Source organism: Chromobacterium sp. LK1 (genome assembly GCF_001043555.1).
GTDB lineage: Bacteria > Pseudomonadota > Gammaproteobacteria > Burkholderiales > Chromobacteriaceae > Chromobacterium > Chromobacterium aquaticum.
The window spans coordinates 1-25,091 of record NZ_LDUI01000039.1 but is presented as its reverse complement, the minus strand read 5'-3'; the positions used below and the strand labels follow the sequence as shown (position 1 = coordinate 25,091).

Below are 25,091 nucleotides of genomic sequence, written 5' to 3'. Positions count from 1 at the left end.
CGCGGCCGTGGCCGCGGTGGCTGAACGCCGCTCCTGTAAATTTCAATGGGAGCGGGCGAATGCTTTTTATAACATCAAAGTTTTTCAGCTGGCAATAAGATGCAATGACAGGCGAAGCGGCGCGCGGCTTAATCAGTGGGCCGCGGCTTAGAACGTGTTTACGATCTCGCGAGCTAAGGCGAAAACAGCGGAGAAAGCGGAATGTACAGGTGGTACATGAGCATTTTGAGCTTGTTTTCAACGCCGTATCGCCGACGCGCAGCAGATCGTAAACAGGTTCTTAGGCCGTTCACACTCACGGAGATTCTCTAATGGCGCACTACCTGGTGGAACTGTACAACCCAAAGCCGGCCTGGCTGGCCCTGAGTTTTTTGCACCGCACCGACTTCCTGGATCAGGTCAAAAGCAATATCGAGGCGCTGCCCGGCCTGGGCATTCAACTGCTGACCTTGAGCCAGATCGCCGCCGACGCCGATCAGGCGGCGCCCTATCGCTTCCTCGGCGTTTGGAGCCTGCCTGACCAAGAGGCCTGTGGGGCGATGCTGGCCGGCATCCGCGCCAGCGGCTGGTACGATTATTTCGATCACGTCAACGCGGTGGGCGTGGCCGCCGGAGTGGACGTGCACCTGGCGGACCTGTTGCAAGCCAAGTGAGCGCTTCGCGCTTCAATGCAAAACCCGGTTGAGGCAGGCGGTGAAAACATTTTCGAAATGCTGATGTGCCACGTGTACATTCCGCTTTCTCAGCCGCAAGGCCTTGTCTCGTTCTTGCCCGCGAGACCTTGAACAGGCTCTTAGGGTTCAGGCTGACCCGGTGCCGTCAGCAGTTGTTCGAAAGCATTGTGTGCTTAGTGCATGTCCAAGCATCCGGCGGCAAGGGCGGAACAATGCGAATGGCGTTGCCGGATGTGGCGGCTTGGCTTAGGGTGGCTTCATTGCTCATTCACTGCCGGCATCGCCATGTCCTTGCTTCTCTCCGAATCTCCGTCACTGTTTCAAATCCGTCCCGCGCTGGCGCAGGATGCCGAAGGTTTGATCCAGCTGCATTTCCGCGCGGTGCAGGCGATAGCGCCATCATTCTACCCATCGCCAGTGCGCGCAGCCTGGTCGCCGCCGCCCAGTCCCGCGCGCGCCGCGTGGATGCGGCAGACGATTGCCGCTCCGGAACGGCGGGTGCTGCTGGCTGCGGCCGAGGGCCGCTTAGGCGGTTTCGCCATCTGCGCGCCGGAACAGGGCCTGATGCAGGCGCTGTACGTGGATCCGGCCTGCACCGGCCTGAGTTTGGGCCAGCGCCTGTTGGGCGCGGCGGAAGAGGCGATGCGGCAGGCCGGCTGTGCCCGCGTCACGCTCAAGGCATCGCTGAACGCATTGGGTTTTTACCAGGCCATGGGGTATAGGCTGGGAGGGGCGGCGCGGCAGCCGCTGGCCGATGGCGTGGAAATGGACTGCCGGGAGATGGACAAGGCTCTCTAGCGAAGTGTCTGGCTAGCCAATATCTGGCCCTTGGGCGTGTCGGAGCCGAGGTGTTCCGTGCAACGCTGCAAGGCACTGCTGAACGATGGTGAACCGGTTCAAGGGTGTTTCGCCGCGATATAGCTGCGGCAAAAGCGCGCGGTCATGCCGGCGATCAGCGCGCTGGCTTCGGCGATGTCGGTCATCACGCGCTTGGGCGGCGGGTTTTCCGACGCGCCGTGGCGCGCATAGATGCCGAGAATGCTGGTGTTGTTGCAGGCGGCGGTGAACAGGCTGAGCTGCTCCGGGTCGGCGAAGGCGTCGATGGCGGCGCCCATGGCCTTGGCATGGTGTTTGACGCTGTCCAGTATCTTGTACAAGGTGCTCCAGGTCAGCACTTTTTCCAGCGTGGTGCAGGTGGAAATCAGGCCCAGCAGGAAGAGCAGGTCGCGCAGATCGGGATCGTGCTTGCACAGGTAGAGCAGGTGGGACGGGTAGCGCTGGCGCGGGTTTTCGTAGCGGGTGTGGATCTGGTCTATCCTCGGGTTGCGGCTGAACGGGTGTTCTTCTATCTGTTGGGCGCTGATGGAGTGAAAGCCGCCGTCCTCGTGGGCGCTGAAGCCCAGAAACTGGATCGGCATGCTGTTTATATTGCCGGTGGCGGCGCGCAAGGCGCCGTTGAGCAGCAGTTGCAGGCTGTAGAGACGTTGGGAAACGTGCTCGGGATCGTCCAGTTCGTCGATATGGCGGGAATAGGCGTAGAACTGCATGCCGATGTGGTCGTTTTCATAGCCCAGGTCGATGTCGTTGCCGAAGAAGTTGTGGGCGAGATCGGGGTAGTAGCCGCCGGCGGCGACGGTGATTTCCCACTTGTGTACTGGCGACATGAGGCTTCCCTGGCCGCGGCATGGCTGATGGATGAGGATTTTGCCGCGCCGGGATGCTAGCACAGCATCAGTTCATTTGCGTAAACCTTATGCTTGTGCCAGCGTGACGTCATTGCATGGCTTCTTTGAGTTGGGGGAGGAGATGGCGCTTGACTGGCTGTGTCCGGCGCCGGCATTGCCGGCCTGGTGCCGCGATGGCTTGAGCTTGAGGGAGGCGGCGGCGGCGGAGATGGATGCGGTTTACCTGATGGGCAGGGATGCCTGGGGGGACGGCTGCGGCGTGGCTGAGTACCTGCGGCTATGCCGGGATTCGCGCAAGTACCGGCGCGGTCGCTGGCATGTGCTGACGGCAGCAGACGGTGGCTTGTTGTGCGCTGCGATTGCCTATCGCCTGCCGTCGCTGGCGGGGAGGCTGACGCTGGGCCTGGGCTCGCTGGCCACCGCGCCTGAAGCGCGTGGCCGGGGTCATGCCAGCCTGGTGTTGAACGGCCTGCTGCAAGCTTATCGACGGCACTGCCGGGCGGAGGTGTTCTTGTTGTTCGCGGATATCGACTTGCGGTTTTACCAGCGGCTGGGCTTCTTGCCCTTGCCGGCGGCGTTGCAGCCGCGCGCCGATGCCGTGGGAATGGCGCTATGCGCGCCCGAACTGTGGGAGCCAAGCATGCGAGCGTTGGCTGAACGGCCTCTTGGCTATTTCTGAGTGGGCGCTGGCGCTCTGCGTCTGTTCAAAGCCTGCTGCGCGTGGTGAGGCGTGACGCGGTGACTATGGCCGCGGAATGCTCATGGATCGTGTGCGCATTCCGCTTCCTCAGCCACAACGCCTTGTCTCGTCTTAGCTCGCGAGATCGTAAACAGGTTCTCAGAACAAGCTGGGTTGCGCGCCTTGCGGATGGTCGATCACGGCCTCGGTGCTGCCTTCCGCCAGACGCAGGGAAACCCGCTCGTGGTTGCGCAGCTCGGCCGGGGATTTGACCGCGGTGCCATCCTGTTTCTGCACGATGGCGTAGCCGCGGGCGAGCACCGCTTCCGGATTGAGCGCCAGCAGGGTGGCGGCCAGGGTGTCAAGCTTCTGGGCCTGGCGGCTGAGCAAGTCCTGGCGCGCGCGTTGCAGCCGGCCTTGCAGCCGCTCCAGCGTTTGAGCTGTGTGCGCCAGATCCGGCCGGTGGCGTTGCAGCTTGCTGTCCGCTAGTTGCAGCGCCCAGCGCCGTTGTTCGAACAATCCGCCCAGCCGGCGTTGCAACCGTTCTTGCTGGCGCTGCAGCGCCTCGCGCTGACGCTGCAGTTTTTCTCCGGGGTGGGCCAGCCGGCGCGCCAGATAGTCCAGTTGCTGGGATTTGTCGGTGAGCAGACGGCCGAGCGCGCGCTCCAGGCCGCGCTTGGCGGTTTCGAGCTGGGCGTTCAGGTGCTCGCGGCTGGGCGAGACCAGCTCCGCGGCGGCGGTGGGCGTGGGCGCGCGCTTGTCGGCGACGAAGTCGCAGATGGTGAAGTCGGTTTCATGGCCGACGCCGCTGACGGTGGGGATGGGGCTGGCGGCCACCGCGCGGGCGACGATTTCCTCGTTGAACGACCACAGGTCTTCTATGCTGCCACCGCCGCGGCAGACGATGAGCACGTCCACTTCGCGCCGTTCGCCGGCGCGGCGGATGGCGTCGGCCACTTGCTGGGCGGAGCCCTCGCCCTGGACCTGGGCCGGGTAGAGAATCAGTGGGATGGCGGGCATGCGGCGGCGCAGCGTGCTGACCACGTCGCGCAGCGCGGCGGCTGCGGGCGAGGTGACGATGCCGATGGCGGCCGGGTGGGCCGGCAGCGGGCGTTTGCGCGCCGGGTTGAACAGGCCTTCCGCCTGCAGCTTGGCCTTGAGCTTTTCAAAGGCCTCGTACAGCCGGCCCAGGCCGGCGGAGCGCATCTGGTCGACGTTGATCTGGAAGTCGCCGCGCGCCTCGTACAGGGTGACGGTGCCCTTGAGTTCCACTTGCATGCCTTCGGCCGGGCGGAACGGCAGCTGCGCCACCTTGCCGCGGAACATCACGCAGCGCACCTGCGCGCCGCCGTCTTTCAGCGAGAAATAGGCGTGGCCGGAAGCGGCCAGCGTGAGGTTGGAAATCTCGCCGCCTATCCACATCGGCGGCAGACCGCTTTCCAGCAGGTCGCGCGCCATGCGGTTGAGGGAGGAGACGCTGATGACGTCGTTCTGGGGTGCGGTAAAAAACATGGTTGTCAAGTGATCCACAGCGGAGGGCGGAAAAAATTTTCAGATAAAGCAAGTTGCCGCGCGCGTTGCGTAGCGTTTGATATCTGTTAAAAACGCAATAAAATCAATAACTTGATTGTTTTCTTATCCAGGGTGGCATGCAGGTCGAAGCAGCCTGGATGCTGGCTTGAGAGCATATTTGCACAGTTTTATCAACAAAGTTATCCACAGGGTTTTCGGTTTCAATCCAATGACAGTAATTTTTCCATAAAAAACAAGGATCAAGACGTTTTGCCTCAGAAACGCTGTCCTCGTTTGTCTTGATCTTGCTCAAGTAAGCGCTTTCTTCTTTCCTCTGGGCTGAATGCCGCTGGCTTGGGCGTGTCAGCCGTTTATGCCTTTGGCGTGTCTGGTGGCGGGCTCCATATCAGGGTTTAGGCGCTCAATTCCTTCAGCAGTTCTTTCACCCTTACCACGCGCAGCGCCACATCGTCGATATTCGCCTCCACCCGCAGCTTGTCCTGGCCGGCCAGCTTGTAATTGCGCTTGGTCTGCAGCAGCTGGATGATCTTCATCGGGTCTATCGGCGGGTTCTTGATGAAATGAACCTGGATGGCCACTTCGCTGGCGTCCAGCTTTTGCACGCCCAGCGGCTTGGCCAGCAGGCGCAGGCGGTGGCTGTCTATCAGGGTCTTGACGGTTTGCGGCGGCAGGCCGAAGCGGTCTATCAGTTCTTCGTAGATATCGTCGATTTCCTGTTCGCTCTCGCAGGTGGCCAGCCGCTTGTACAGCACCAGCCGTTCGTGCACATCGGGGCAGTAGCCGTCCGGCAGCAGCGCCGGGCTATGCATATTGATTTCGGTGGTGACGCCCAGCGGCGCGTCCAGGTCCGGCGTGCGGCCTTTCTTGAGGTCGCGCACCGCTTGTTTGAGCATTTCGGTGAACAGCGCGAAGCCGACTTCCTGCATCTCGCCGGACTGGCCTTCGCCCAGCACTTCTCCGGCGCCGCGGATTTCCAGGTCGTGCATCGCCAGATAGAAGCCGGCGCCCAGTTCCTCGGACATCTGGATGGCCTCCAGCCGCTTCATCGCATCCTTGGTCATGCCGTCCGGCGTCAGCAGATAGGCGTAGGCCTGGTGATGGCTGCGGCCGACGCGGCCGCGCAACTGGTGCAGCTGGGCCAGGCCGAACTTGTCGGCGCGGTTGATCAGGATGGTGTTGGCGTTGGGGATGTCGATACCGGTTTCTATGATGGTGGAGCACAGCAGCACATTGAAGCGCTGTTGCAGGAAGTCGCGCATCACTTGTTCCAGCTCGCGCTCGCGCAACTGGCCGTGGGCCACGCCGATGCGGGCTTCCGGCACCAGTTCCGCCAGCTTCTCCCGCATATTCTCTATGGTGTCCACCTCATTGTGCAGGAAGAACACCTGGCCGCCGCGCTTGAGTTCGCGCAGCACCGCTTCGCGGATCACGCCATTGGCCAGCGGGCTGACGAAGGTTTTCACCGCCAGCCGGCGGCTGGGCGCGGTGGCGATGACGGAGAAGTCGCGCAGCCCTTCCAGCGCCATCGACAGCGTGCGCGGAATCGGCGTCGCGGTCAGCGTCAGCACGTCGACATTGGCGCGCAGCCGCTTGAGCTGTTCTTTCTGGCGCACGCCGAAACGATGTTCCTCGTCGATGATGACCAGGCCCAGGTTCTTGAACTGGATGTCCGGCTGTACCAGTTTATGGGTGCCGATGACGATGTCGACGCCGCCGTCGGCCAGGCCGGCCAGCGCGGCCTTGCTTTCCTTGGCGCTGCGGAAGCGGGACAGCTCGGCGATCTTCACCGGCCAGTCGGCGAAGCGGTCGGAGAAGTTCTGGAAGTGTTGTTCCGCCAGCAGGGTGGTGGGCACCAGCACCGCCACCTGCTTGCCGCCGAGGACGGCGACGAAGGCGGCGCGCAGCGCGACTTCGGTCTTGCCGAAGCCGACGTCGCCGCAGACCAGCCGGTCCATCGGTTTGCCGGAGCACATGTCCTGCACCACGGCTTCGATGGCGCTGGCCTGATCCGGGGTTTCCTCGAAGCCGAAGCCGGCGGCGAAGGCGTCGTAGTCGTGGTGGGACAAGCTGAAGCTGTGGCCTTCGCGCGCGGCGCGCTGAGCGTAGAGGTTGAGCAGCTCGGCGGCGGTGTCACGGGCTTTTTCCGCCGCGCGCTTCTTGGCTTTCTCCCAGGCCGGGTTGCCCAGCTTGTGCAGGTGGATCTGGTCCGCCGCGCCGCCGGCGTAGCGGGAGATCAGGTGCAGCTGGCTGACCGGCACGTAGAGGGTGGCGCTGTCGGCGTACTCCAGCTGCATCAGCTCGGTTTCGCCTTCGCCCAGGTCCATGGACACCAGGCCGACGTAGCGGCCGATGCCGTGCTGTTCGTGCACCACCGGATCGCCGGCCTTGACTTCGGCCAGGTCGCGCAGCATGGAGTCGGAACCGGCGCGCGCGCTCTTGCGGCGGGTATGGCTGCGCGCCACGTGCTGGTAGAGCTCGGATTCAGTGACCACGGCGATGCCGGCGTCGGACAGCACGAAGCCGGTATAGAGCGGGGCCACGGCCAGCGCCAGCGGCATGCCGCCGGCGAGGAATTCCGCCCAGTTGTCCACCGGGCGCGGCTTGATGCAGTGCTCTTGCAGGAATTGATGCACGGTTTCGCGGCGGCCCAGGCTTTCCACCGTGATCAGGATGCGCTGCTGGCCACCGCGGATGAAGGCGTCCAGCAGATGCAGCGGGTTGTCGGCGCGGCGCTCCACCGCCAGCGGCGGCAGCGGCGCGCAGCCGGCGGCCAGTTCGCCGTCGCCGGCCAGCTCGATGCGGGCATAGGGCTTGAGCCGCGCCATCAGTTCGTCCGGGCGCAGGAAGATGTCGGCCGGCGGCAGCACCGGGCGCTCGGTGTCGCCGCGCGCCATGTCGTAGCGGCCTTCCACGTCTTGCCAGAAGACGGTGGCGGCTTGCTGCACATCGTGGTGCTGCACGATCAGCGCGTCGTCGCCCAGGTAGTCGAACAGGGTGGCGGTGTCGTCGAAGAACAGCGGCAGGAAGTATTCGATGCCGGCCGGCCACAGGCCCTGGGACACGTCTTTATAGATTCGGCTCTTGCTGGGGTCGCCTTCGATGCGCTCGCGGTAGCGCTGGCGGAAGGCGGTGACGCCGCTGTCGTCGGCCGGGTATTCCCGCGCCGGCAGCAGGCGGATTTCCGGCACCGGGTACAGGGTGCGCTGATTGTCCGGATCGAAGGTGCGCAGGCTGTCGATCTCGTCGTCGAACAGATCGATGCGGTAGGGCAGCGCCGAGCCCATCGGGAACAGATCGATCAGGCCGCCGCGGATGGAGAACTCGCCCGGGGCCATCACCTGAGTGACGTGATGATAGCCGGCGGTGACCATATTGGCGCGCAGCTGTTCCACGTCCAGCCTTTGCTTGGCTTGCAGGAAGAAGGTGCGTCCAAGCAGGTAGCTGATCGGCGCCAGCCGCGTCATCGCGGTGCCGACCGGGGCGATGATCACATCGCATTCGCGCTGATGGATTTGCCATAGCGTGGCCAGCCGTTCGCTGACCAGTTCGCCGTGCGGCGAGAAATGGTCGTAGGGCAGGGTTTCCCAGTCCGGCAGCAGGGCCACGCGCAATGCCGGCGCGAAGAACGGCGCTTCGGCTTGCAGGCGCTGCGCCGATTGCGCGTCGGCGGTGAGGATGAGCAGGGGGCGCCGCTCGGCGGCGAGGCGGGCGACGACGCTGGCGTCCAGGCCGGCGGGCAGGCGTCCGTGACGGGTTTTCTGGCTGGCGGGGGGAATCCGCGGGAGGTTATCCAACATGCAGCTTCACTGTTTTGGCGGTTACGGGCTTGGCGGTGTCGCGATTATAGCAGCCGTCCGTGATGGTCCGTTGCTTGGGCTTGCGCGCGCGGCGGCGGTCGGCGGAAAAGAGCTTGCGGGGTGAATATTTTTCATCGCCATTGTCTGGTTTGCGCGGACGATTGCATATATTGTATGTCAGCCGGGTGCTTTTGTTTTTCATTTGGCATGAATGTTGATAATACCTTGATGCGAAAATAATTTCGGCGCGCGGCGGGATGCCCGCGCGGATGGGGGCGGGGTGGAGTGACAGTCGGATCGGCCTGCCGGGACGCGGCGGTGTTTCTGGGGTTTCTGGCGTGCACGGCGTTCTGGCCGCGCGAGCCGGTATTGGGTTTTTCGCTGGCGGCTTTTCTGGCTCACGGCGTGTGGAGCTACCGCTTTTTGAGCCGCGGCTGGCGTCAAGCCTGGTGGTGGCCCTTGCCGGCCGCTGCCCTGCTGACATTGTGGTCGTCACCGCAATGGGCGGCTTTGTTGTTGATCAGCCTGTACGCGTTGGCGCCCGGCCTGTACGCGGCCGGTCTGCGCGGCGAGAAGGGGCTGGCGGTGCGCCAGCCGGCGGACCTGCTGCGGGTATTGCTGCGCCTGGCCTGCTATCCCTCGGTGCTGCTGGCCGGCCTGGCCGCCGGCGATGGCTGGCGCTGGTTCGGCATGGAGGGCTTGTGGTCGTGGGCGGCCCAGGCCTGGGGCGTGTCCGGTCTGGCGCTGTCCTTGTGCGTGCCGCCGGCCTTGTACGCGGCCGGCGCCGCGCCCACGCGGCGGCAGGCGCTGGAAACCGGCCTGATCATGGCCTTGGCCTGTGTGCTCTGGTTCAGCTTGCTGGGCAGCAGCGTCGCTTATTCGCTGCCTTGCCAGCTGGTGTTCTTCCCGCTGATGCTGTGGGCGGCCTTCCGTGTCGGCTTTCGCGGCGCGGCGTTGGTCGGCGCCTGGGTGGTGGCGTTGTTGTCGCTGTATGTGCTGGCGCCGCAATGGACCATGCACGCCAGCGTGCTCAACGGTGCCAGCGAAGTGGCGCTGACCCTGGCCCTGAGCTGCGCCACCCTGTTGGTGTCGGTGCTGGCCGACGGTCACCGCCAGAACGAGAACGCCTTGCGCGAGTTCCGCGCGCGGGTGGAGTCCCTGGTCAACAACAGTCCCAATATGATGTCGTTGAAAGGGCTGGATGGCCGTTTCCTGCTGGCCAACGCCGCCTATGCGCGGCGGGTGGGACGCTCGCCGCAGGGCATGCAGGGGCTGACGGTGGAGGAGCTGTTCGACGGCATTGACGCCGCCCAGATCCGCGAGCAAGACGGGGTGGTGCTGTCCTGCCTGGAGCCGCGTCAGTTCGAGGAGAGCTTTCTGTTCAACGGCGTGCTCAGTCACCTGCTGGTCACCAAGTTCCCCTTGTTCGACGCCAATGGCCGCCCGGCCGGGGTTGGCAGCGTGGATACCGACATCACCCAGACCCGCCAGGAGCAGAAGGCCAAGCGCGAGGCGGAAGAGCGCTATCGCGCCTTGGTGGAGCAGTCGCTGGTGGGCATCTACATTTTACAGGACGAGAAACTGGTCTACGCCAATCCCAAGCTGGCGGCCATTGTCGGCTATCAGCCCAAGGAGCTGGAAGGCATGGCGATGGAGCTGTTGCTGGTGCCGGGCGAAGCGGTGCGCATCCGTCAGCAGATCGTCAAGCGTTTCCGTGAGAACATCGCGGTGCTGCAGTACGGCACCCGCGCGGTGCGCAAGGATGGCGTGGTGGTGGATGTGGAGATTCACAGCCGGCTGTTCGACTACGAAGGCAAGAAGGCCATCATCGGCGTGGTGATGGATATTTCCGAGCGCCTGGCGGCGGACGCCAATCTGCGGCTGGCGGCCAAGGTGTTCGAGAACTCGGCGGAAGGCATTCTGCTGATGGACGCCGAGGCTCGCATCATCGCGGTCAATCATGCTTTCAGCCGCATCACCGGCTATGTCGAGGCCGAGGCGCTGGGCAAGGTGTCGCGGATCTTCGGCGATCAGAAACAACTGGGCCGGCAGGCGATGCTGGAAGCGTTGGCCGACGGCGGACATTGGCAGGGCGAGATGCTGGACCGGCGCAAGAACGGCGAATGGTATCCGGCCGAGCTGTCGATCTCGGCGGTGCGCGACGCCGGCGGCGAGCTCAGCAATTATGTGGCGGTGTTTTCCGACATCACCCTGCGCAAGCAAGCCGAGGAGCGCTTGCAGTTCCTGGCCAATCACGACCCGCTGACGCAGCTGCCCAACCGCAGCAGCCTGACCGCGCGGCTGGACGAGGCCATCATCAGCCTGGATTGCGTCAACGGCTCGCTGGCGCTGATGTTCATCGATCTGGACCGCTTCAAGCTGATCAACGACTCCTTCGGCCACCAGGCCGGCGACGAGCTGCTGCGCGAGACCGCGTTGCGCCTGCAACGCGCCGTCGGCGCGCGCGGCCTGCTGGCGCGGTTGGGCGGCGACGAATTCACCCTGCTGATGACCGGCTTCAAGGACGCCGCCGCGCTGGTGGCCGCCGCCGAGGACACGCTGGCGGCGCTGGGCCAGCCGCTGCGGCTGGAGAACCACGAAGTCTACGTCACCGGCAGCATAGGCATCAGCGTCTTTCCCAACGACGGCACCGATGCCCAGACCCTGCTCAAGAACGCGGACGTGGCGATGTACCGCGCCAAGGAAGCGGGCAAGAACACTTATCAGTTCTTCGCCGCGGAAATGAACACCCAGACCTTCGAGCGTCTGCTGCTGGAAAATGGCCTGCGCCTGGCGCTGGAGCGCGGCGAACTGGAGCTGCATTACCAGCCGCAGGTGGAAGCGCTCAGCCGCCGGGTGTTGGGGGCGGAGGCGCTGATCCGCTGGCGTCATCCGCAGCTGGGCCTGGTGCCGCCGGCCCGTTTCATTCCGTTGGCGGAGGAAACCGGCCTGATCAAGCCCATCGGCGACTGGGTGCTGCAAGAGGCTTGCCGCCAGCTGGCGGTCTGGGACCGTCAGGGCGTGGCGGTGCCGCGGCTGGCGGTGAATCTGTCGGCGCGCCAGTTCGAGCAGCAGTTGCTGCCGTTCAAGGTGGCGGAGGCGCTGCGCGCGGCGGGGCTGTCCGCGGCGCGGCTGGAGCTGGAGATCACCGAAAGCATGATCATGCTGAATCCCGGCGAGGCGGTGCGCCAACTGGGCGAGTTGAAGGCATTGGGCGTGGGCCTGTCCATCGACGACTTCGGCACCGGTTATTCCTCGCTGTCCCACCTGAAGCGTTTTCCGCTGGATACCTTGAAGATCGATCAATCCTTCGTCGAGGGCCTGCCGGACGATGGCGACAACGCCGCCATCGCCGAGGCCATCCTGGCGCTGGCGCGCAAGCTGCAATTCCAGGTGGTGGCCGAGGGGGTGGAGCACGAGCGTCAGGCGCAGTTCCTCACCAGCAAGGGCTGCGCGGTGCTGCAGGGCTATCATTTCGGCCGCCCGGTGCCGGCGGCGGAACTGCCGGCCTTGCTCGCCGCCATCGCCGCCGCCGGCGAGCAGCGGCAACTGGCGCTGGCGTCCGGGGTGGAGGTGCTGGGCAGCTGAGCGCACGCCGGTTTTGCCCTCGGCGGCGGCGCGCTCTAAAATGGCGGGATTGTCATTCGAGAATCGCCATGAGCAACAAACGCCTGATCCACGGCTTTCACGCCATCAATGCCCGCCTGTGGCAGAACCCCAAGAGCCTGCTGGAGATCTGGTTGGCCGGCGGCCGCCACGACGCCCGCGCCAAGGCGGTGCTGGACAAGGCCGCCGAGGAAGGCATCAAGCTGCACATCGTCGACAAGGAGCGCCTGGACAGCATGAGCGGCAACGCCCGCCACCAGGGCGTGGCGGCGACGATAGACGCCAGCCGCAACTTCGTGCACCTGGACGATGTGCTGGACAATCTGAGCGAGCCGCCCCTGCTGCTGATCCTGGACGGCGTCACCGATCCGCACAATCTGGGCGCCTGCCTGCGGGTGGCTGACGCGATGGGCGCGCACGCGGTGATCGCGCCCAAGGACCGCTCCGCCGGCCTCAATGCCACTGTGTCCAAGGTGGCGTGCGGCGCCGCCGAGGTGATGCCCTATATCACGGTGACCAATCTGGCGCGCACGCTGCGCGACCTGAAGGACGCCGGCATCTGGATCGCCGGCACCACCATGGAAGCGGATACCGACCTCTACCACTGCGATGCCGCCGGCGCGCTGGCCTGGGTGATGGGCTCGGAAGGGGAGGGCATGCGTCGGCTGACCCGCGAGCATTGCGACGTGCTGGTGTCCATTCCGATGTTCGGCACCGTGGAAAGCCTGAACGTGTCGGTGTCCGCCGGCATGGTGCTGTCGGAAAGCCGCCGCCAACGCACGCTGGCCCAGGCCAAGGCCGATTGATCCCTGGCCGCCCGCACCGCCAAGCCCCCGTCCTCGGGGGCTTTTTCTTGGGCGCGGGGTTTGACTGTGATCAGATGCGAGCCTAAAAAAGTAGACAGAATATGGAACTGATCTGGCGCCGCCGCAGTCTTGTTGATACCTTACCTGGGTATCCTATTTGCGAGAGGGGAGTGCAGTGATGGATAGACGTGGATTCATCGGCGCCGGCGCGGCGTTGGCTCTGGTTCCGTTGTTGCGGCAGGCCTGGGCGGCAACGCCCGCGGCGGTGGATCATGCGGCGATGGGGCATGGCGCGATGGACGCCGAGACGATGCCGGCCGCGGCCGCTTTGGGCTTGCCGGCGGGCCTGGCTTTGCCGGCCCTGCCGCTGCTGCGTAATCAGAGCGCCTTGCCCGGTGTGTTCAGCGCGGCGCTCAGCGCCGGCGCGCAGGCCTTGCCCTTGTTGCCGGGCAAGCCCGCCACCGTGTTCTGGAGTTATAACGGCCAGGTGCCGGGGCCGACGATAGAGGTGTTCGAAGGCGACGAGGTGCGCTTGCACTTCGAAAACCGCCTGTCTCAGCCCACCACCATTCATTGGCACGGTTTGCCGATTCCGGCGGAACAGGACGGCAATCCGCAAGATCCGGTGCTACCGGGGCAGAGCCGAGAATACCGTTTTACCTTGCCGCAGGGCTGTGCCGGCAGTTACTGGTATCACCCGCATCCGCACGGCCATACCGCCGAGCAAGTGTATATGGGCCTGGCCGGCGTGTTCGTGGTCAAGAGCCGCAAGGACCCGCTGGCCCACTTGCCGGAGCAAAGACTGGTGTTGTCGGACCTGAAGCTGGACGCCGACGGCAAGATCGCGGCCAATAGCGACGCCGATCGCATGGACGGCCGCGAAGGCCAGTTCCTGCTGGTCAACGGCGCCTGGCGGCCGCATCTGACGCTGGGCGTCGGCGAGCGCCAGCGTTGGCGGGTCTGGAACGCCAGCAGCGCGCGCGTGCTCAAGCTGGCCCTGCCCGGCCACGAACTGGAACTGGTGGGTAGCGACGGCGGCCTGCTGCAGCGGCCGCACCGCGTGGACAGCGTGCTGCTGCCGCCCGGAGCGCGCGCCGAACTGGTGGTGACCGGACGCTTCGCGCCAGGTCACGGCACCGGCCTGCTGGCCCTGCCGTATCGGCGCGGCAAGATGATGTCGGCCGAGCAGGACGTGAACCTGACGCTGCTGGAGCTGCGCCGGGGCGCCGTCGCCAAAGCCACGGCGCAGCTGCCGGCGCGGCTGCGCGAAATCCAACCCCTGGGCGCGCCGGCGCTGCGGCGCAGGGTGGTGTTGTCCGAGGACATGGCCAATCCGCAGGCGATGTTCCTGATCAATGGCAAGACCTTCGACATGGAGCGGGTGGATTTCCACGGCAAGGTTGGCCAGGTGGAAGAGTGGGACATCGATAACCAGGCGGATATGGATCATCCCTTCCACATCCACGGCACCCAGTTCCAGGTGCTGGCGCGCCGCAACAACGGTGTCTGGCGCGAGGAAGCCTTCCTGGCCTGGCGCGATGTGGCCAATGTATCCGCCGGCGAGACCTTGCGGCTGCGTTTCCGCCAGGACATGCCGGGCCTGCGCATGTTCCACTGCCACATTCTGGAGCATGAGGATGCCGGGATGATGGGCATGCTGCGGGTGCAGCCCTAGGCGTCCGCGCGCAACTGCGTCACAATGAGCCGTGCTTCCGTCCGCCGCCGGCGGGCGGAACAAGGCTTGGGATGGTTTGGATTAGGGTTTGGAGATTCGGGATCGACATGACGCGAGAAAAAACGCCGGACGGCTGCTGCGAAGAGCTGGCGCAGCTTTCCGACAAAACCGTGGTGCAGCCGGGCAAGGCGGCGCTGATCAAACGGCTGGCGCGCATCGAGGGCCAGGTGCGTGGCATCAGCGGCATGGTGGAAGCAGACCGCTACTGCGTGGACATCCTGACCCAAGTGGCGGCGGTGAAGTCGGCGCTGGACGCGGTGTCCATGCAATTGCTGGAAAACCATATGAAGGGCTGTGTGACGCGGGCGCTGCAGCAGGGCGACGCCACCGGCATGGTCACTGAACTGATAGACGTGGTCAAAAAAGTGCGCTGATCGGCGCGCGGTGAAGGATGCCAATATGAAACGCTTGCTCGCCGGCCTGCTGCTGGCCGCTTCGGCGCTGGCCACGGCCGCGCCCATCCCGTTCGAGGTGTATATCAAGTTGCACAACGGCATGCCCGAGGCCGAGCTGGTGTCCCAGGCCGGCGCGCCGGATTACAGCAGCGACGGGCCGACCACCAAGACCAAGAGCGCGACGGGGGTGACCGAGTCCAATACCCGCGCGCTGTCCTGGATCGCCAACGACACCATTCCGTACACCACCACGGTGACGTTGCGCAATGGCGTGGTGGTGGATATCACGCGCGACAAAAAGCTCTGAGAACCTGTTCAGAGTCCGCTGCGCGTAGACGATGCGGCCTTGAAAACATCTTCAGAACCGCTCATATGCACACGAGTGCATTCCTATGTTTAGCCGTTTTCACCTATCCCGCTCTTGCGCGCCAGGTTTAGAACAGGGTCTGATGCCCTGTTTGGCGAGACGTGGGCTGACGCCAAGTCGTTGCCTGCGCCACAGAGTCACGACCACGCGGCGCGGAAGATCCTGATTTTATTTGCTTGTCGTCGTTTAAACGCGTAGAATGCTGCGGTTTCAACCCCTTGCCTTTTGCAACTGCATGGCAAAAGGCTTCAATAGCCACAAGGAGTTAACATGCGTCATTACGAAATCGTGTTCATCGTCCACCCGGACCAGAGCGAACAGGTTCCGGCCATGATCGAGCGCTACAAGGGCATGGTTCTGGCCGCTGAGGGCAAGATCCACCGTCTGGAAGACTGGGGCCGCCGTCAACTGGCTTACCCGATCCAGAAGCTGCACAAGGCTCACTACGTTCTGATGAACGTAGAGTGCCAGTCCGAGACCCTGGCCGAAATCGAACACGCCTTCAAGTTCAACGACGCTGTTCTGCGTCACCTGACCATCAAGCTGGAGCGCGCGGTTACCGAAGCGTCCCCGATGATGAAGGACGAAAAGGCCAAGAACCTGCTGGACGCCCAGCAGCCGGCAGCCGAGGCTGAAGCTTCCGCCTAATCGGCGAGGAGCGAGGTCTTGCAGAACCGTCTGGTACTGACCGCCACGGTCGACCGCGAGGATGCGCTGAGATACACCCCCGCCGGCTTGCCTGTGCTGGAAATGTGGCTCAAGCATCAGTCCAGACAGACAGCTCACGGTTTTGATCGGGATGTGGCCTGCGAAATACAGGCCGTGCTGATAGGCGAAGAAGCCCGGAAGTTTTCCGGGAAACTGGCGGGAAACACGGTGAATCTCACCGGCTTTCTGTCCCAGCGCAGCCTCAGGAATCCGCGGTTGGTACTCAATATCGAATATGTTGAATTTGTAAAAGGTTAGTCAAAATGGCTCGTCAACTCTTCAAGCGCAAGAAGTTCTGCCGCTTCACGGCAGAAGGCATCAAGGAAATCGACTACAAATCCGTTGATCTCCTGAAAGACTTCATCGCCGAAAACGGCAAAATCATTCCGGCTCGCATCACCGGCACCAAGGCCCGCTACCAGCGTCAGCTGACCACCGCTATCAAGCGTGCTCGCTTCCTGGCCTTCCTGCCGTACACCGACCAGCACTAAGCCGGGAAAAGGAACTTAAAAGATGCAAATCATTCTGCTCGAAAAAGTTGCCAACCTGGGTCAACTGGGTGATGTGGTTAAAGTCAAGGATGGTTACGGCCGTAACTTCCTGATCCCGCAAGGCAAAGCCAAGCGCGCTACCGAAGCCAACCTGAAACAGTTCGAAGCTCGTCGCGCCGAACTGGAAGCCAAGCAAGCCGAGATCCTGGCCGATGCCAAGGTCCGTGCCGAGAAGCTGAACGAAGCCGTTGTCACCATCGCTCAGAAAGCCGGCGTTGACGGCCGTCTGTTCGGTTCCGTGACCAACGCCGACGTGGCTGAAGCCGTGACCGCCTTCGGCGTTGCGGTTAAGCGCACCGAAGTTCGCCTGCCGAACGGCCCGTTCAAGGCCATCGGCGAGTACGACATCGAGATCGCTCTGCATCACGACGTCGTGACCCCGATCAAGATCGTGGTGGTTGCCGAAGCTTAATTCCTGCTTTCAGGAACGCTTTAACAAAAAGCCCGCTCATTCGAGCGGGCTTTTTGTTTGTGCGCGCCTTGGCGCGCGGCGTCAATCGTCCTGGCTCAGCACCAGGCGCGCGCGCAGGCCGGGCGCATCGGCCTCGGCGATGGACAGCAGGCGGTCGATATTGGGGTGCTTGCCCGGATTGGCGCGCGCGTCCGGCGTGTGTTCGGCGTACAGTTCCAGACCTTCGCGCGCGGCCTTGCGGTCGATGTGACCGTGGCGCTTGATCAGCGCGTGATAGACGCGGACCGAGCCGGCGCTGCCGGGCTGATTGTCCAGCCGGCCGACCGGCTCGCCCTTGGCGTCCAGCAGCACGATGGCGTGGATGTCGTCGACGGCGGGCAGGGTGGTGAGGATGTCCTTGAAAGCGCTTGCTTGCATGATGTGGTTTCCTATTGTCTTTTTCGTGGCGGGCCGATGGCTGCGGTCCGTTGGGCTGGGGCACGGGGCGGGCTGGTTCTGGCGCGCCTTGATGTTAGGCGCGCGCCGGGCGGATAAAGTTCGTCGGGCGCGCGGCGAATGCACATTTTTGGTGCGGCTTGCCTTGTATTGGTGCAGTTCTTGCCGCGATAGCGCCCATTAAAGCATGCTTGTCCTGGCATTGTGTTGCGAATTTGTTAAGCAATCAACAGCTTGGCGTTGAACTGTTAACTTGGCACGGCAATTGCTAGATTAAAGACGATCTGGTGATGATCGGGCCGCGCCCGGCATCTCGCGCCAGTCTCCAAAGGGGATAAGAGAGCGGCACAGCCGCCTTGGATCGGGGTCGATCGGCGAAGCCGGCGACCCCGTTTCGCTTTCTGCGCCAGGGCGAAGTCTCGCGCGTTAGATCGAGACAAGGCGTTGCGGCTGAGAAAGCGGAATGCACGCGTGGTGCATGAGCATTTCGAGGCGGCGCGCAACAGGCTTTGAACCAGTTTTCAGGGCTGTTCGCCCATCAGGTAACGCTGGCTCATCCGTTTGAAATGGTCGCCGCCGGCCTGGCGCAGGCACTCGAACAAGACCATTTCCTTGCTGACGATGACGGCGCCGGCGTCGCGCATCCGCTGCAGGCCCAACTCGATGTCGGAAGCCTTGCGGCTGGACACTGCGTCCGCCACCACGAATACCTGTTTATCCAGCTCCAGCAATTCCAGCACGGTCTGCAATACGCAGACATGGGCTTCCATGCCGCAGACGATCACCTGCGGCCGGGATAAGACGGCTTCCGGCAGGCAGTTGGCGGCGACGCAGGAAAAATGGGTTTTCTCCACCACGGTCGGCGCCGGCGCTTGGGCCAGCAGCTCCGGCAGCGTGTGTCCTAGGCCACGCGGGTATTGCTCGGAAAACACCACTGGCACGTCGTTGTCGCCGGCCACGCCTATCAGCCAGCGACAGCGCGCCGCCATGCCGGCGGCGTCCACCACTGCCGGCGCCAGCTTTTCCTGAACATCCACCACCAGCAAGCTGGCCAGCTCCTTGTGCATCAGCATAAATGCGCTCCTTAGAGGTGTTGAGAGGGCTTGTCGCAACGTATCAGGATACCTGTTTTGGCCGGGACTTGCGCCGCGCTGAAATCACTTTGTCATTTCCTCTTGCCGGGCTCGCCCGATTCCGCTGATGATGAGGAATGGATTGAATCGCGATAATCGACAGGAGATGAATTGTGCAGGAACTGCGTATCCGGAAAGTGGAGCCAGAAGATGCGTCCGCCTTGGCGGCGATGATGGTATTGGAGCCGGTGGTGGCCAATACATTGCAACTGCCCTATCAATCGGTCGAGGACTGGCGGCGGAAACTGGCGCAAACGCCGCCACATGTGCATTCCCTGGTGGCCTGTAACGCCGAAGGGCGGGTGATAGGCAATGCCGGCCTGATAGGTAACGAGCGTCCGCGCATCCGGCACGCGGCCAGCCTGTTCATCGTGGTGCACCCGGACTGGCATGGTCGCGGCGTGGGATCGGCCTTGCTGCGGGCCTTGCTGGAACTGGCCGACAACTGGCTGGGGCTGCTGCGGGTGGAGTTGGCGGTGGTGCATGACAACGAGCCGGCGATCGCGCTGTACCGCAAGTTCGGTTTCGAGCTGGAAGGACGGCGGCGGATGGAGCAACTGCGCGCCGGTCGCTATGAGGACACCTTGATCATGGCGCGACTGCGCCGGCCGGAATGACAAAGCGCCTGCGTAAGCAGGCGCTGGCCTGGCATTGCTGGGTTTATTTGCCGGAGGCGTCTTGCGCCTGTGGCGCCTGTTGTTGCTGTCCTTGCAGTTGCGCATCCATGCGCGCGCGCATTTCCCACATATTGGAGAGTCCTTCGCCCGCCAACGCGGCGCTGGACAGCAGGATCAGGGACAGAGTGGTCAGTACGGTTTTCTTCAGCATGATGTTTCCTTTCATGACAGATTGACCGGTCGACCGGTGCGGCGCTGAGCGTCGACGGGGTCGGCTGCGGGCCTGGCAAAGCCCGCCGCGATGACGGCTGGTTTTGCTCTTGAATTCTAGTGAATGCCGACGGCTTGTCTGCTGAAAGCAGGTGGCAATTTGCTAAGGAATATGTGCCGCCCAGGCTTGGCGGCGCGGCCCTTCGCCGCGATAGCGGCGGAAGGGCGCGATATCGGCATCAGCTCTTGCTGCCGGCGTTGTCCTGCTGGGTGCTGGCTTGTTGCTTGCTGTCCTGCTGGACAGCGGCCTGCTGGGCTGCGATCTGGGCATCCATGCGCGCGCGCATTTCGCGGGCATTGCTGGCGCCTTCGCCGCCGGCCATGGCGGCGCCGGACAATAGCAGCAGGGACAGCGTGCTCAGTATGACTTTTTTCATGATGGTTTCCTTTCGCGACGATCTTGCCCGCATGGGCCGGCTTGCGGCGGCTTGGGCTTGAGTCGATATTCTATGGCGGGCCTGGGCGCCGTGCGGTAAACGATTGTGCGGGTGCGCTAATGAGTTTTGATCGCGTTTACAATGTGCTTATTTGCCGGCTTGGGCGGTTTGCGCCGGGGCCTGCTTGGCGGCGATCTGGGCCTGCATGCGCTCGCGCATTTCACGGGCATTGCTGGCGCCCTCGCCGCCGGCGGTGGCGGCGCCGGACAACACGATCAGGGACAGGGCGGCGATTACGGTTTGTTTCAGCATGGGGAATTCCTTGTAAAGTGTAGGTTCGCTTATTTGGCTTGCGGAGCCTGGGCCGGGGCTTGCGCCTGCTTGGCGGCGATCTGGGCCTGCATGCGCTCGCGCATTTCACGGGCGTTGCTGGCGCCTTCACCGCCGGCGGTGGCAGCGCCGGACAACACGATCAAAGACAGGGCGGCAATAAGGGTGTGCTTCAACATGGTCAAAATCCTTGTGTGATTGAGTGGCTTGGCGGCGGAGAAGATGTTCAAAATGCTAGAATCGTCTCGCTTCGCCGCTAAGTGGTCGCATCGCCTTGTTTGGCGGGCTGTGCGACTTAGTGACTGAATCTTAAGGATGTTTTGTCGCCGCAGATAGCGGAATGATTTGCACTGAACCATCAGTAAATTTGAATATGAAACTATCACTCGACGCTTTGCTGGTGCTGGACGCCATCGACAACCACGGCAGCTTCGCCGCCGCTGCGGACGCCTTGTTCCGGGTGCCGTCAGCGGTTACCTATACCGTGCAGAAACTGGAGCAGAGCCTGGGCGTGCAGATCTACGATCGCAGCGGCCACCGCGCCCGGCTGACGCCGGCCGGCGAGCGCCTGTTGCGAGACGGCCGTCATTTGCTGGACGCGGCGCGCCAGCTGGAACTGCGCGTCAGCAAGCAGGCTCAGGGCTGGGAGCACCAGTTGCGCATCGTGATCGGCGATCTGGTGGACTTCGCCCAGGTGATTCCCTTGATCTCGGAATTCGATCAACTGGCCTCGGCGACGCGGCTGATTTTCCGCAGCGAGATTTTCGGCGGCACTTGGGACGCCTTGTACGACGACCGCGCCGACCTGGTGATAGGCGCGCCCAATATGCCGCCGCCCGGCGATTATTTCACCCGCACCATAGGCAGCTATGATTTCGTGCTGGTGGTGGCCGCCGGCCATCCGCTGACGGCGGAGGACAAGCCCTTGCCGCCGCATGTGCTGCGTCAGCACCGCGCGGTGGCGATAGGCGACACCTCGCGGCGCTTGCAGCCGCGCACCGGAGGTTTGCTGGATGGACAGGAGGTGCTGACCGTGCACAGCAGCCGCGCCAAGCTGGACGTGATCCTGGCCGGCCTGGGTAGCGGCTATCTGCCGCGTTCCATGGTGGGCCCTTATCTGGCCAGCGGCGAACTGGTGGCCAAGGAGGTGGCGGAGGATAGCCCGGACCACCAGATGTGTTTCGCCTGGAAGCAGGTGCAGCCGGGCAAGGCTTTGCAGTGGTTCATCCAACGGCTGGAACGGGCGGTGGAGGCGGGTGAGCTGAGGCCGTGAAAAAGCCGGCGTCCGCGAGGGCGCCGGCTGGATGGGCTCAATTGCGAGCGGGTTCTTAGAGCCTGTTTACGATCTCGCGAGCAAGAGCGAGACAAGGCGGAAATGACCGAAGAAGCGGAATGTACATACGGTACATGAGCATTCTGAGGTCATTTCCAACGCCGTATCGCGGAAGCGCAGCAGATCGTAAACAGGCTCTTACACGTCCTGGCCCTCGACGATGCCGTCATGGCTGGCGGCGCGCTTGGGCAGCAGCAGGTTCAGCACGATGGCCAGCAGCGAGCACAGGCCGACGCCGGCCAGTTCGAAATCGCCCAGCTTCAGGCTGAGTCCGCCGATGCCGGCGGTGAGCACCACCGAGATGATCACCAGATTGCGCGGTTCCATCAGGTCCACCTTGGCCTCGATCAGGGTTTTCAGGCCGATGGAGGCGATAGTGCCGAACAAGAGCACCATGATGCCGCCCATCACCGGCAGCGGGATGGATTGCAGCAGCGCGTTGAACTTGCCGAAGAAGGCCATGGCGATCGCGAACAGCGCGGCCCAGGTCATGGTGACCGGGTTGAAGTTGCGGGTGATCATTACCGCGCCGGTCACTTCGGCGTAAGTGGTCACCGGCGGGCCGCCGATCAGGCCGGCCACGCAGACGCCCAGGCCGTCGCCGGCCAGGGTGCGGTGCAAGCCCGGCGACTTGGTGTAGTCCTTGCCGGTGACGCCGCCTATCGCCATCACGCCGCCGATGTGCTCGATGGCCGGCGCAATGGCCACCGGCAGCATGAACAGCGCGGCCGCCCAGTTGACTTCCGGGCTGTGGAAGGCCGGCATCGCGAACCACGGCGCGGCGGCCAGCTTGGCGAAGTCCACCACGCCGAACAGCGCGGCGGCGATATAGCCGACGATGACGCCGGCCAGAATGGGCACCAGTTTGAACAGGCCGCGCGCGAAGATGGAGACCACGATGGTGGTGCTCAGCGAGATCGCCGCCAGCAGCATCGACACGCCATAAGGCGTCGCCTGCTTGCCGCCGGCCAGGCCCATCGCCATGCCGGATGCGGCGGTGGCCACCGACAGGCCGATGATCATGATCACCGGGCCTATCACCACCGGCGGCAGCAGCCGGTTGACGAAGTTCATGCCGCGCCAGCGGACCACGGCGGCGAACAGGAAGTACATGAAGCCGGCGCAGAACAGGCCGAACAGCGTCGCGCCCTGGCCCCAGGTGTGCATCGAATAGATGATGGGGCCGATGAAGGCGAAGGAGGAGCCCAGGAAGATGGGTACCTGGCGACGGGTGCATAGCTGGAACAGCAGGGTGCCGACGCCGGCGCCCAGCAGCGCCATCGCCGGATTGAGGCCGGTCAGCAGCGGCACCAGCACCAGCGCGCCGAAGGCGACGAACAGGATCTGGGCGCCGGACACGGCCAGTTTCAGTTGTTGGAACATGCGAGATTTCCTCTGGTCGTTTCTATTGGTTTTTTTGGGGTGCGGCGGCTTGCGCGCGGGCGCAAAAAAGCGCCGCTTCCGGTAATGGGAGCAGCGGCGCTGGATGGGCTCATGATCAGGCTTGCTTGGTGCCGAAGATCTTGTCGCCGGCGTCGCCGAGGCCGGGGATGATGTAGCCGTGCTCGTTCAGGTGGCTGTCGAGCGAGGCGGCGTAGATCTGCACGTCCGGGTGGGCGTCGTTGACGATCTTCACGCCTTCGGGCGCGGCCACCATCACCACCGCCTTGATCTGCTTGCAGCCATTGCGCTTGAGCAGGTCTATGGTGGCGACCAGGGAGCCGCCGGTGGCCAGCATCGGGTCGATGATGATGGCGATGCGCTCGTCCAGATTGCCGACGAATTTCTCGAAGTAGGACACCGGTTCCAGCGTTTCTTCGTTGCGGGCCAGGCCGACCACGCTGATCTTGGCCGAGGGCACCAGGTCGAGCACGCCGTCCAGCATGCCGATGCCGGCGCGCAGGATGGGGACCACGGTGACTTTCTTGCCCTTGATCTGCTGGACGTCGATCTTGCCGCACCAGCCATCTATGGTGACGCTTTCCAGTTCGAAGTCGCGGGTGGCTTCATAGGCGAGCAGGCGCGCCAGTTCCTGGGTCAGTTGGCGGAATTTCATGGTGCTGGTATCGGCTTCGCGCAGCAGGCCGAGTTTGTGTTGCACCAGCGGGTGCTGGACGACGGTGATGTTCATGAGACGTTCCCATACCTTGGCAAAGAGCTGCTTTCGGCGCGGGCGCGCCGAAAGCAGCTCTTGGTATTAATTATGAAACCGGCAGCCTTCATTGCTATCGGGCTGCCAGTGCGGGGTATTTGGTATGGGGCGGTATTTTACCCCTTTTCCCATTCCGAAATCCACTGCAAGAATTCCGCGGCGGCGCAGGGCGCGCTGCAGATGTAGCCCTGTACCGCGTCGCAGCCCAGCTCGGTCAGCGTGGCCAGGTCGGCGCTGTCCTCCACGCCTATGGCCACGGTGGTGAGGCCGGCGGCCTTGGCCAGGCCGAAGTCCTCGCGCAATATGGCCTGTAGGTGCTGGTTGGTGTTGACGCCCTGCACGAAGGCGCGGTCCACCTTCAGCATGCTGAAATGGCTGCTCAGCAGCTTGTCGGTCAGGGTGACGCCGATGCCGAATTCGTCTATGCCGGTGCCGAAACCGGCCGCGCGTAGTTGGGCCAGCTTGGCGTCGGCCTTGAGCCAGTGCTGACGCAGCGTGGATTCGGAAAATTCCAGCGTCAGTTTGGCCGGCTCCAGTCCCAGGATGCGCACTTTCTGCAGCAGTTGATCGCACAGGCTGTCATCTTCCAGCGACATCGAGGTCAGGTTGATGCTGACCGGGATGTCGTGGCCGCGCTCCTGCCAGTCGCTGCAGGCGTACAGCGATTTCTCCAGTATCAGTTCGGTCAGCTCGCGTATCATGCCGCGCTCTTCCATCGCCGGCACAAAGCTGACCGGCGACAGCACGCCCAGCGCCGGGTGCTGCCAGCGCGCCAGCGCTTCGGCCGCGATCACCTTGCGGCTGGCGATATCGACTATGGGTTGGAACCAGGGGATGAGCTGATCGTTGACCAAGGCGCGCCAGATTTCCTCTATCGGCATGGCGTTGGCGGGTACGGAGACGGGGGAGTGGTCCTGATGTGTCGGCATGAGTTGGCTAGGGCGCGCGGATATCACCCTGATTGTATGACATGCTTAATGTTTTCGAAACGCGAAATGCCGTGGCAAAAATAAAGGTCCCGGCCGGAGCCGGGACCTTGGCGGGACACTGAATCACAGGTCTTTCAGCAATTCCTGCAGTTCGCCGTTCTGGAACATCTCGTACATGATGTCGGAGCCGCCGACGAATTCGCCCTTCACATACAGCTGCGGAATGGTCGGCCAGTTGGAGAAGTCCTTGATGCCCTGGCGGATGTCTGCGTCCTGCAGCACGTCCACGGTGACGAACTGTTCCAGGCCACAGGCCTTGAGAATCTGCACCGCGCGGGAGGAAAAACCGCATTGCGGGAATTGGGCCGAGCCCTTCATGAACAGCACCACCGGGTTGTCGGTCACGGTTTGCTGGATGGTTTGTTGCGCGCTCATCTATGGTCCTTGCTGGGATTGTTAATCTGGCTGCGGGTTTGCGCCTGAGAGCCTGTTCAAAGTCTGCTGCGCTTCGGTAGAGACATGGCACGATGAGTACCGGCTTCAGAATGCTCATGTACCACTTGTACA

The 25,091-nt window shown here is 63.5% G+C and carries 29 protein-coding genes; 14 read left to right on the top strand and 15 right to left on the bottom strand.

All coding sequences use genetic code 11. The features are described from left to right. The first annotated feature begins 311 nt into the window (after positions 1 to 311). Together VI26_RS16960 and VI26_RS16955 are read left to right on the top strand one after the other, a co-directional pair. A complete protein-coding gene (locus VI26_RS16960; protein WP_048410940.1) occupies positions 312 to 653 on the top strand; it encodes a DUF6616 family protein in 342 nt (113 codons plus the stop codon). A 306-nt stretch (positions 654 to 959) separates the two neighbouring features. Further along, positions 960 to 1,472, top strand: coding sequence for a GNAT family N-acetyltransferase (locus tag VI26_RS16955; RefSeq protein ID WP_048410939.1), 513 nt, complete (start codon positions 960 to 962; stop codon positions 1,470 to 1,472). A gap of 98 nt (positions 1,473 to 1,570) precedes the next feature. Here the strand turns inward: VI26_RS16955 and VI26_RS16950 are convergent, their stop codons facing one another. Beyond that, a complete protein-coding gene (locus tag VI26_RS16950; RefSeq protein ID WP_048410938.1) occupies positions 1,571 to 2,338 on the bottom strand; it encodes a hypothetical protein in 768 nt (255 codons plus the stop codon). A 142-nt stretch (positions 2,339 to 2,480) separates the two neighbouring features. On the opposite strand from VI26_RS16950, the gene VI26_RS16945 reads away from it, so the two are divergent. Further along, complete coding sequence (locus VI26_RS16945) at positions 2,481 to 3,038, top strand: GNAT family N-acetyltransferase (RefSeq protein WP_197081515.1); 558 nt, start codon at positions 2,481 to 2,483, stop codon at positions 3,036 to 3,038. 159 nt (positions 3,039 to 3,197) lie between these two features. Here VI26_RS16945 and xseA read toward each other — a convergent pair whose 3' ends face one another. From xseA to VI26_RS16930, 4 genes are all read right to left on the bottom strand, one after another. Next, positions 3,198 to 4,550: an exodeoxyribonuclease VII large subunit gene (gene xseA, locus VI26_RS16940; protein WP_048410937.1), complete on the bottom strand. Its 1,353-nt coding sequence runs from the start codon at positions 4,548 to 4,550 to the stop codon at positions 3,198 to 3,200. Positions 4,551 to 4,653: 103 nt separating this feature from the next. Beyond that, positions 4,654 to 4,863 (bottom strand): hypothetical protein, encoded by a 210-nt coding sequence (locus VI26_RS24650; RefSeq protein WP_156183922.1) that lies wholly within the window; start codon positions 4,861 to 4,863, stop codon positions 4,654 to 4,656. 100 nt (positions 4,864 to 4,963) lie between these two features. Then, positions 4,964 to 8,368 carry a transcription-repair coupling factor gene (gene mfd, locus VI26_RS16935; protein ID WP_048410936.1) on the bottom strand — a complete coding sequence of 1,135 codons (3,405 nt, stop codon included), beginning with the start codon at positions 8,366 to 8,368 and terminating at the stop codon, positions 4,964 to 4,966. Then, positions 8,358 to 8,570, bottom strand: a complete 213-nt coding sequence (locus VI26_RS16930; protein WP_048410935.1) for a hypothetical protein — start codon at positions 8,568 to 8,570, stop codon at positions 8,358 to 8,360. Before VI26_RS16930 ends, mfd begins: the two co-directional genes overlap by 11 nt. A gap of 83 nt (positions 8,571 to 8,653) precedes the next feature. Between VI26_RS16930 and VI26_RS16925 the strand changes: the two genes are divergently transcribed. The 9 genes from VI26_RS16925 (at position 8,654) to rplI (ending at position 16,948) form a co-directional block, all read left to right on the top strand. Further along, a complete protein-coding gene (locus tag VI26_RS16925; RefSeq protein WP_231581038.1) occupies positions 8,654 to 11,956 on the top strand; it encodes an EAL domain-containing protein in 3,303 nt (1,100 codons plus the stop codon). Between the two features lie 68 nt (positions 11,957 to 12,024). Continuing rightward, entirely contained in the window at positions 12,025 to 12,780 is a 756-nt protein-coding gene (rlmB, locus tag VI26_RS16920) for a 23S rRNA (guanosine(2251)-2'-O)-methyltransferase RlmB (RefSeq protein WP_048410934.1), read from the top strand. Between the two features lie 178 nt (positions 12,781 to 12,958). Next, positions 12,959 to 14,455, top strand: a complete 1,497-nt coding sequence (locus VI26_RS16915) for a multicopper oxidase family protein (protein WP_048410933.1) — start codon at positions 12,959 to 12,961, stop codon at positions 14,453 to 14,455. A 107-nt stretch (positions 14,456 to 14,562) separates the two neighbouring features. Further along, the gene (locus VI26_RS16910) at positions 14,563 to 14,889 is read left to right on the top strand and encodes a metal-sensitive transcriptional regulator (RefSeq protein ID WP_048410932.1); all 327 of its coding nucleotides are present in this window, start codon (positions 14,563 to 14,565) and stop codon (positions 14,887 to 14,889) included. Between the two features lie 25 nt (positions 14,890 to 14,914). Further along, entirely contained in the window at positions 14,915 to 15,217 is a 303-nt protein-coding gene (locus VI26_RS16905) for a hypothetical protein (protein ID WP_048410931.1), read from the top strand. Positions 15,218 to 15,547: 330 nt separating this feature from the next. Next, the gene (rpsF, locus tag VI26_RS16900; RefSeq protein ID WP_048410930.1) at positions 15,548 to 15,925 is read left to right on the top strand and encodes a 30S ribosomal protein S6; all 378 of its coding nucleotides are present in this window, start codon (positions 15,548 to 15,550) and stop codon (positions 15,923 to 15,925) included. Between the two features lie 18 nt (positions 15,926 to 15,943). Beyond that, the gene (gene priB / locus VI26_RS16895) at positions 15,944 to 16,243 is read left to right on the top strand and encodes a primosomal replication protein N (RefSeq protein WP_048410929.1); all 300 of its coding nucleotides are present in this window, start codon (positions 15,944 to 15,946) and stop codon (positions 16,241 to 16,243) included. Positions 16,244 to 16,248: 5 nt separating this feature from the next. Continuing rightward, positions 16,249 to 16,476 carry a 30S ribosomal protein S18 gene (rpsR, locus tag VI26_RS16890; protein WP_011137185.1) on the top strand — a complete coding sequence of 76 codons (228 nt, stop codon included), beginning with the start codon at positions 16,249 to 16,251 and terminating at the stop codon, positions 16,474 to 16,476. 22 nt (positions 16,477 to 16,498) lie between these two features. Next, positions 16,499 to 16,948, top strand: coding sequence for a 50S ribosomal protein L9 (rplI, locus tag VI26_RS16885; RefSeq protein WP_048410928.1), 450 nt, complete (start codon positions 16,499 to 16,501; stop codon positions 16,946 to 16,948). Between the two features lie 81 nt (positions 16,949 to 17,029). On the opposite strand, the gene VI26_RS16880 is transcribed toward rplI, so the two are convergent. Continuing rightward, positions 17,030 to 17,365 carry a DUF2322 family protein gene (locus VI26_RS16880; protein WP_048410927.1) on the bottom strand — a complete coding sequence of 112 codons (336 nt, stop codon included), beginning with the start codon at positions 17,363 to 17,365 and terminating at the stop codon, positions 17,030 to 17,032. 539 nt (positions 17,366 to 17,904) lie between these two features. Further along, positions 17,905 to 18,456, bottom strand: coding sequence for a hydrolase (locus VI26_RS16875; protein WP_048410926.1), 552 nt, complete (start codon positions 18,454 to 18,456; stop codon positions 17,905 to 17,907). 173 nt (positions 18,457 to 18,629) lie between these two features. Between VI26_RS16875 and VI26_RS16870 the strand changes: the two genes are divergently transcribed. Next, positions 18,630 to 19,133 (top strand): GNAT family N-acetyltransferase, encoded by a 504-nt coding sequence (locus VI26_RS16870; protein WP_048410925.1) that lies wholly within the window; start codon positions 18,630 to 18,632, stop codon positions 19,131 to 19,133. Positions 19,134 to 19,176: 43 nt separating this feature from the next. Here VI26_RS16870 and VI26_RS24850 read toward each other — a convergent pair whose 3' ends face one another. The 4 genes from VI26_RS24850 to VI26_RS24840 all read right to left on the bottom strand — a co-directional run bounded on the left by VI26_RS24850 (position 19,177) and on the right by VI26_RS24840 (position 20,289). Then, positions 19,177 to 19,344 carry a hypothetical protein gene (locus VI26_RS24850; RefSeq protein WP_197081514.1) on the bottom strand — a complete coding sequence of 56 codons (168 nt, stop codon included), beginning with the start codon at positions 19,342 to 19,344 and terminating at the stop codon, positions 19,177 to 19,179. A 238-nt stretch (positions 19,345 to 19,582) separates the two neighbouring features. Next, positions 19,583 to 19,780 carry a hypothetical protein gene (locus VI26_RS16865; RefSeq protein WP_048410924.1) on the bottom strand — a complete coding sequence of 66 codons (198 nt, stop codon included), beginning with the start codon at positions 19,778 to 19,780 and terminating at the stop codon, positions 19,583 to 19,585. 147 nt (positions 19,781 to 19,927) lie between these two features. Next, complete coding sequence (locus VI26_RS24845) at positions 19,928 to 20,092, bottom strand: hypothetical protein (RefSeq protein ID WP_197081513.1); 165 nt, start codon at positions 20,090 to 20,092, stop codon at positions 19,928 to 19,930. A 29-nt stretch (positions 20,093 to 20,121) separates the two neighbouring features. Further along, positions 20,122 to 20,289 carry a hypothetical protein gene (locus VI26_RS24840; protein WP_197081512.1) on the bottom strand — a complete coding sequence of 56 codons (168 nt, stop codon included), beginning with the start codon at positions 20,287 to 20,289 and terminating at the stop codon, positions 20,122 to 20,124. Between the two features lie 194 nt (positions 20,290 to 20,483). Between VI26_RS24840 and VI26_RS16860 the strand changes: the two genes are divergently transcribed. Further along, the gene (locus VI26_RS16860; RefSeq protein WP_048410923.1) at positions 20,484 to 21,383 is read left to right on the top strand and encodes a LysR family transcriptional regulator; all 900 of its coding nucleotides are present in this window, start codon (positions 20,484 to 20,486) and stop codon (positions 21,381 to 21,383) included. A gap of 198 nt (positions 21,384 to 21,581) precedes the next feature. Here VI26_RS16860 and VI26_RS16855 read toward each other — a convergent pair whose 3' ends face one another. From VI26_RS16855 to grxD, 4 genes are all read right to left on the bottom strand, one after another. Further along, positions 21,582 to 22,826, bottom strand: coding sequence for a uracil-xanthine permease family protein (locus VI26_RS16855; protein ID WP_048410922.1), 1,245 nt, complete (start codon positions 22,824 to 22,826; stop codon positions 21,582 to 21,584). Between the two features lie 115 nt (positions 22,827 to 22,941). Beyond that, a complete protein-coding gene (gene upp / locus VI26_RS16850; protein WP_019100726.1) occupies positions 22,942 to 23,574 on the bottom strand; it encodes a uracil phosphoribosyltransferase in 633 nt (210 codons plus the stop codon). A 137-nt stretch (positions 23,575 to 23,711) separates the two neighbouring features. Further along, a complete protein-coding gene (locus VI26_RS16845; protein WP_048410921.1) occupies positions 23,712 to 24,524 on the bottom strand; it encodes an EAL domain-containing protein in 813 nt (270 codons plus the stop codon). A gap of 123 nt (positions 24,525 to 24,647) precedes the next feature. After that, positions 24,648 to 24,959, bottom strand: coding sequence for a Grx4 family monothiol glutaredoxin (gene grxD, locus VI26_RS16840; protein WP_019100724.1), 312 nt, complete (start codon positions 24,957 to 24,959; stop codon positions 24,648 to 24,650). Between the last annotated feature and the right edge of the window lie 132 nt (positions 24,960 to 25,091).

Coding starts and splice junctions, on each gene's coding strand:
- VI26_RS16915 (WP_048410933.1), top strand. CDS start 12,959: ATGGATAGACGTGGATTCATCGGCGCCGGCGCGGCGTTGGCTCTGGTT.
- VI26_RS16880 (WP_048410927.1), bottom strand. CDS start 17,365: ATGCAAGCAAGCGCTTTCAAGGACATCCTCACCACCCTGCCCGCCGTC.
- xseA (WP_048410937.1), bottom strand. CDS start 4,550: ATGTTTTTTACCGCACCCCAGAACGACGTCATCAGCGTCTCCTCCCTC.
- VI26_RS16910 (WP_048410932.1), top strand. CDS start 14,563: ATGACGCGAGAAAAAACGCCGGACGGCTGCTGCGAAGAGCTGGCGCAG.
- VI26_RS16930 (WP_048410935.1), bottom strand. CDS start 8,570: ATGAAAAACAAAAGCACCCGGCTGACATACAATATATGCAATCGTCCG.
- VI26_RS16945 (WP_197081515.1), top strand. CDS start 2,481: ATGGCGCTTGACTGGCTGTGTCCGGCGCCGGCATTGCCGGCCTGGTGC.
- VI26_RS16875 (WP_048410926.1), bottom strand. CDS start 18,456: ATGCTGATGCACAAGGAGCTGGCCAGCTTGCTGGTGGTGGATGTTCAG.
- grxD (WP_019100724.1), bottom strand. CDS start 24,959: ATGAGCGCGCAACAAACCATCCAGCAAACCGTGACCGACAACCCGGTG.
- VI26_RS16950 (WP_048410938.1), bottom strand. CDS start 2,338: ATGTCGCCAGTACACAAGTGGGAAATCACCGTCGCCGCCGGCGGCTAC.
- VI26_RS24845 (WP_197081513.1), bottom strand. CDS start 20,092: ATGCTGAAACAAACCGTAATCGCCGCCCTGTCCCTGATCGTGTTGTCC.
- VI26_RS16855 (WP_048410922.1), bottom strand. CDS start 22,826: ATGTTCCAACAACTGAAACTGGCCGTGTCCGGCGCCCAGATCCTGTTC.
- VI26_RS16860 (WP_048410923.1), top strand. CDS start 20,484: ATGAAACTATCACTCGACGCTTTGCTGGTGCTGGACGCCATCGACAAC.
- VI26_RS24850 (WP_197081514.1), bottom strand. CDS start 19,344: ATGCTGAAGAAAACCGTACTGACCACTCTGTCCCTGATCCTGCTGTCC.
- rplI (WP_048410928.1), top strand. CDS start 16,499: ATGCAAATCATTCTGCTCGAAAAAGTTGCCAACCTGGGTCAACTGGGT.
- rlmB (WP_048410934.1), top strand. CDS start 12,025: ATGAGCAACAAACGCCTGATCCACGGCTTTCACGCCATCAATGCCCGC.
- VI26_RS24840 (WP_197081512.1), bottom strand. CDS start 20,289: ATGTTGAAGCACACCCTTATTGCCGCCCTGTCTTTGATCGTGTTGTCC.
- VI26_RS16865 (WP_048410924.1), bottom strand. CDS start 19,780: ATGAAAAAAGTCATACTGAGCACGCTGTCCCTGCTGCTATTGTCCGGC.
- mfd (WP_048410936.1), bottom strand. CDS start 8,368: ATGTTGGATAACCTCCCGCGGATTCCCCCCGCCAGCCAGAAAACCCGT.
- VI26_RS16955 (WP_048410939.1), top strand. CDS start 960: ATGTCCTTGCTTCTCTCCGAATCTCCGTCACTGTTTCAAATCCGTCCC.
- VI26_RS16905 (WP_048410931.1), top strand. CDS start 14,915: ATGAAACGCTTGCTCGCCGGCCTGCTGCTGGCCGCTTCGGCGCTGGCC.
- rpsF (WP_048410930.1), top strand. CDS start 15,548: ATGCGTCATTACGAAATCGTGTTCATCGTCCACCCGGACCAGAGCGAA.
- VI26_RS16960 (WP_048410940.1), top strand. CDS start 312: ATGGCGCACTACCTGGTGGAACTGTACAACCCAAAGCCGGCCTGGCTG.
- VI26_RS16845 (WP_048410921.1), bottom strand. CDS start 24,524: ATGCCGACACATCAGGACCACTCCCCCGTCTCCGTACCCGCCAACGCC.
- upp (WP_019100726.1), bottom strand. CDS start 23,574: ATGAACATCACCGTCGTCCAGCACCCGCTGGTGCAACACAAACTCGGC.
- rpsR (WP_011137185.1), top strand. CDS start 16,249: ATGGCTCGTCAACTCTTCAAGCGCAAGAAGTTCTGCCGCTTCACGGCA.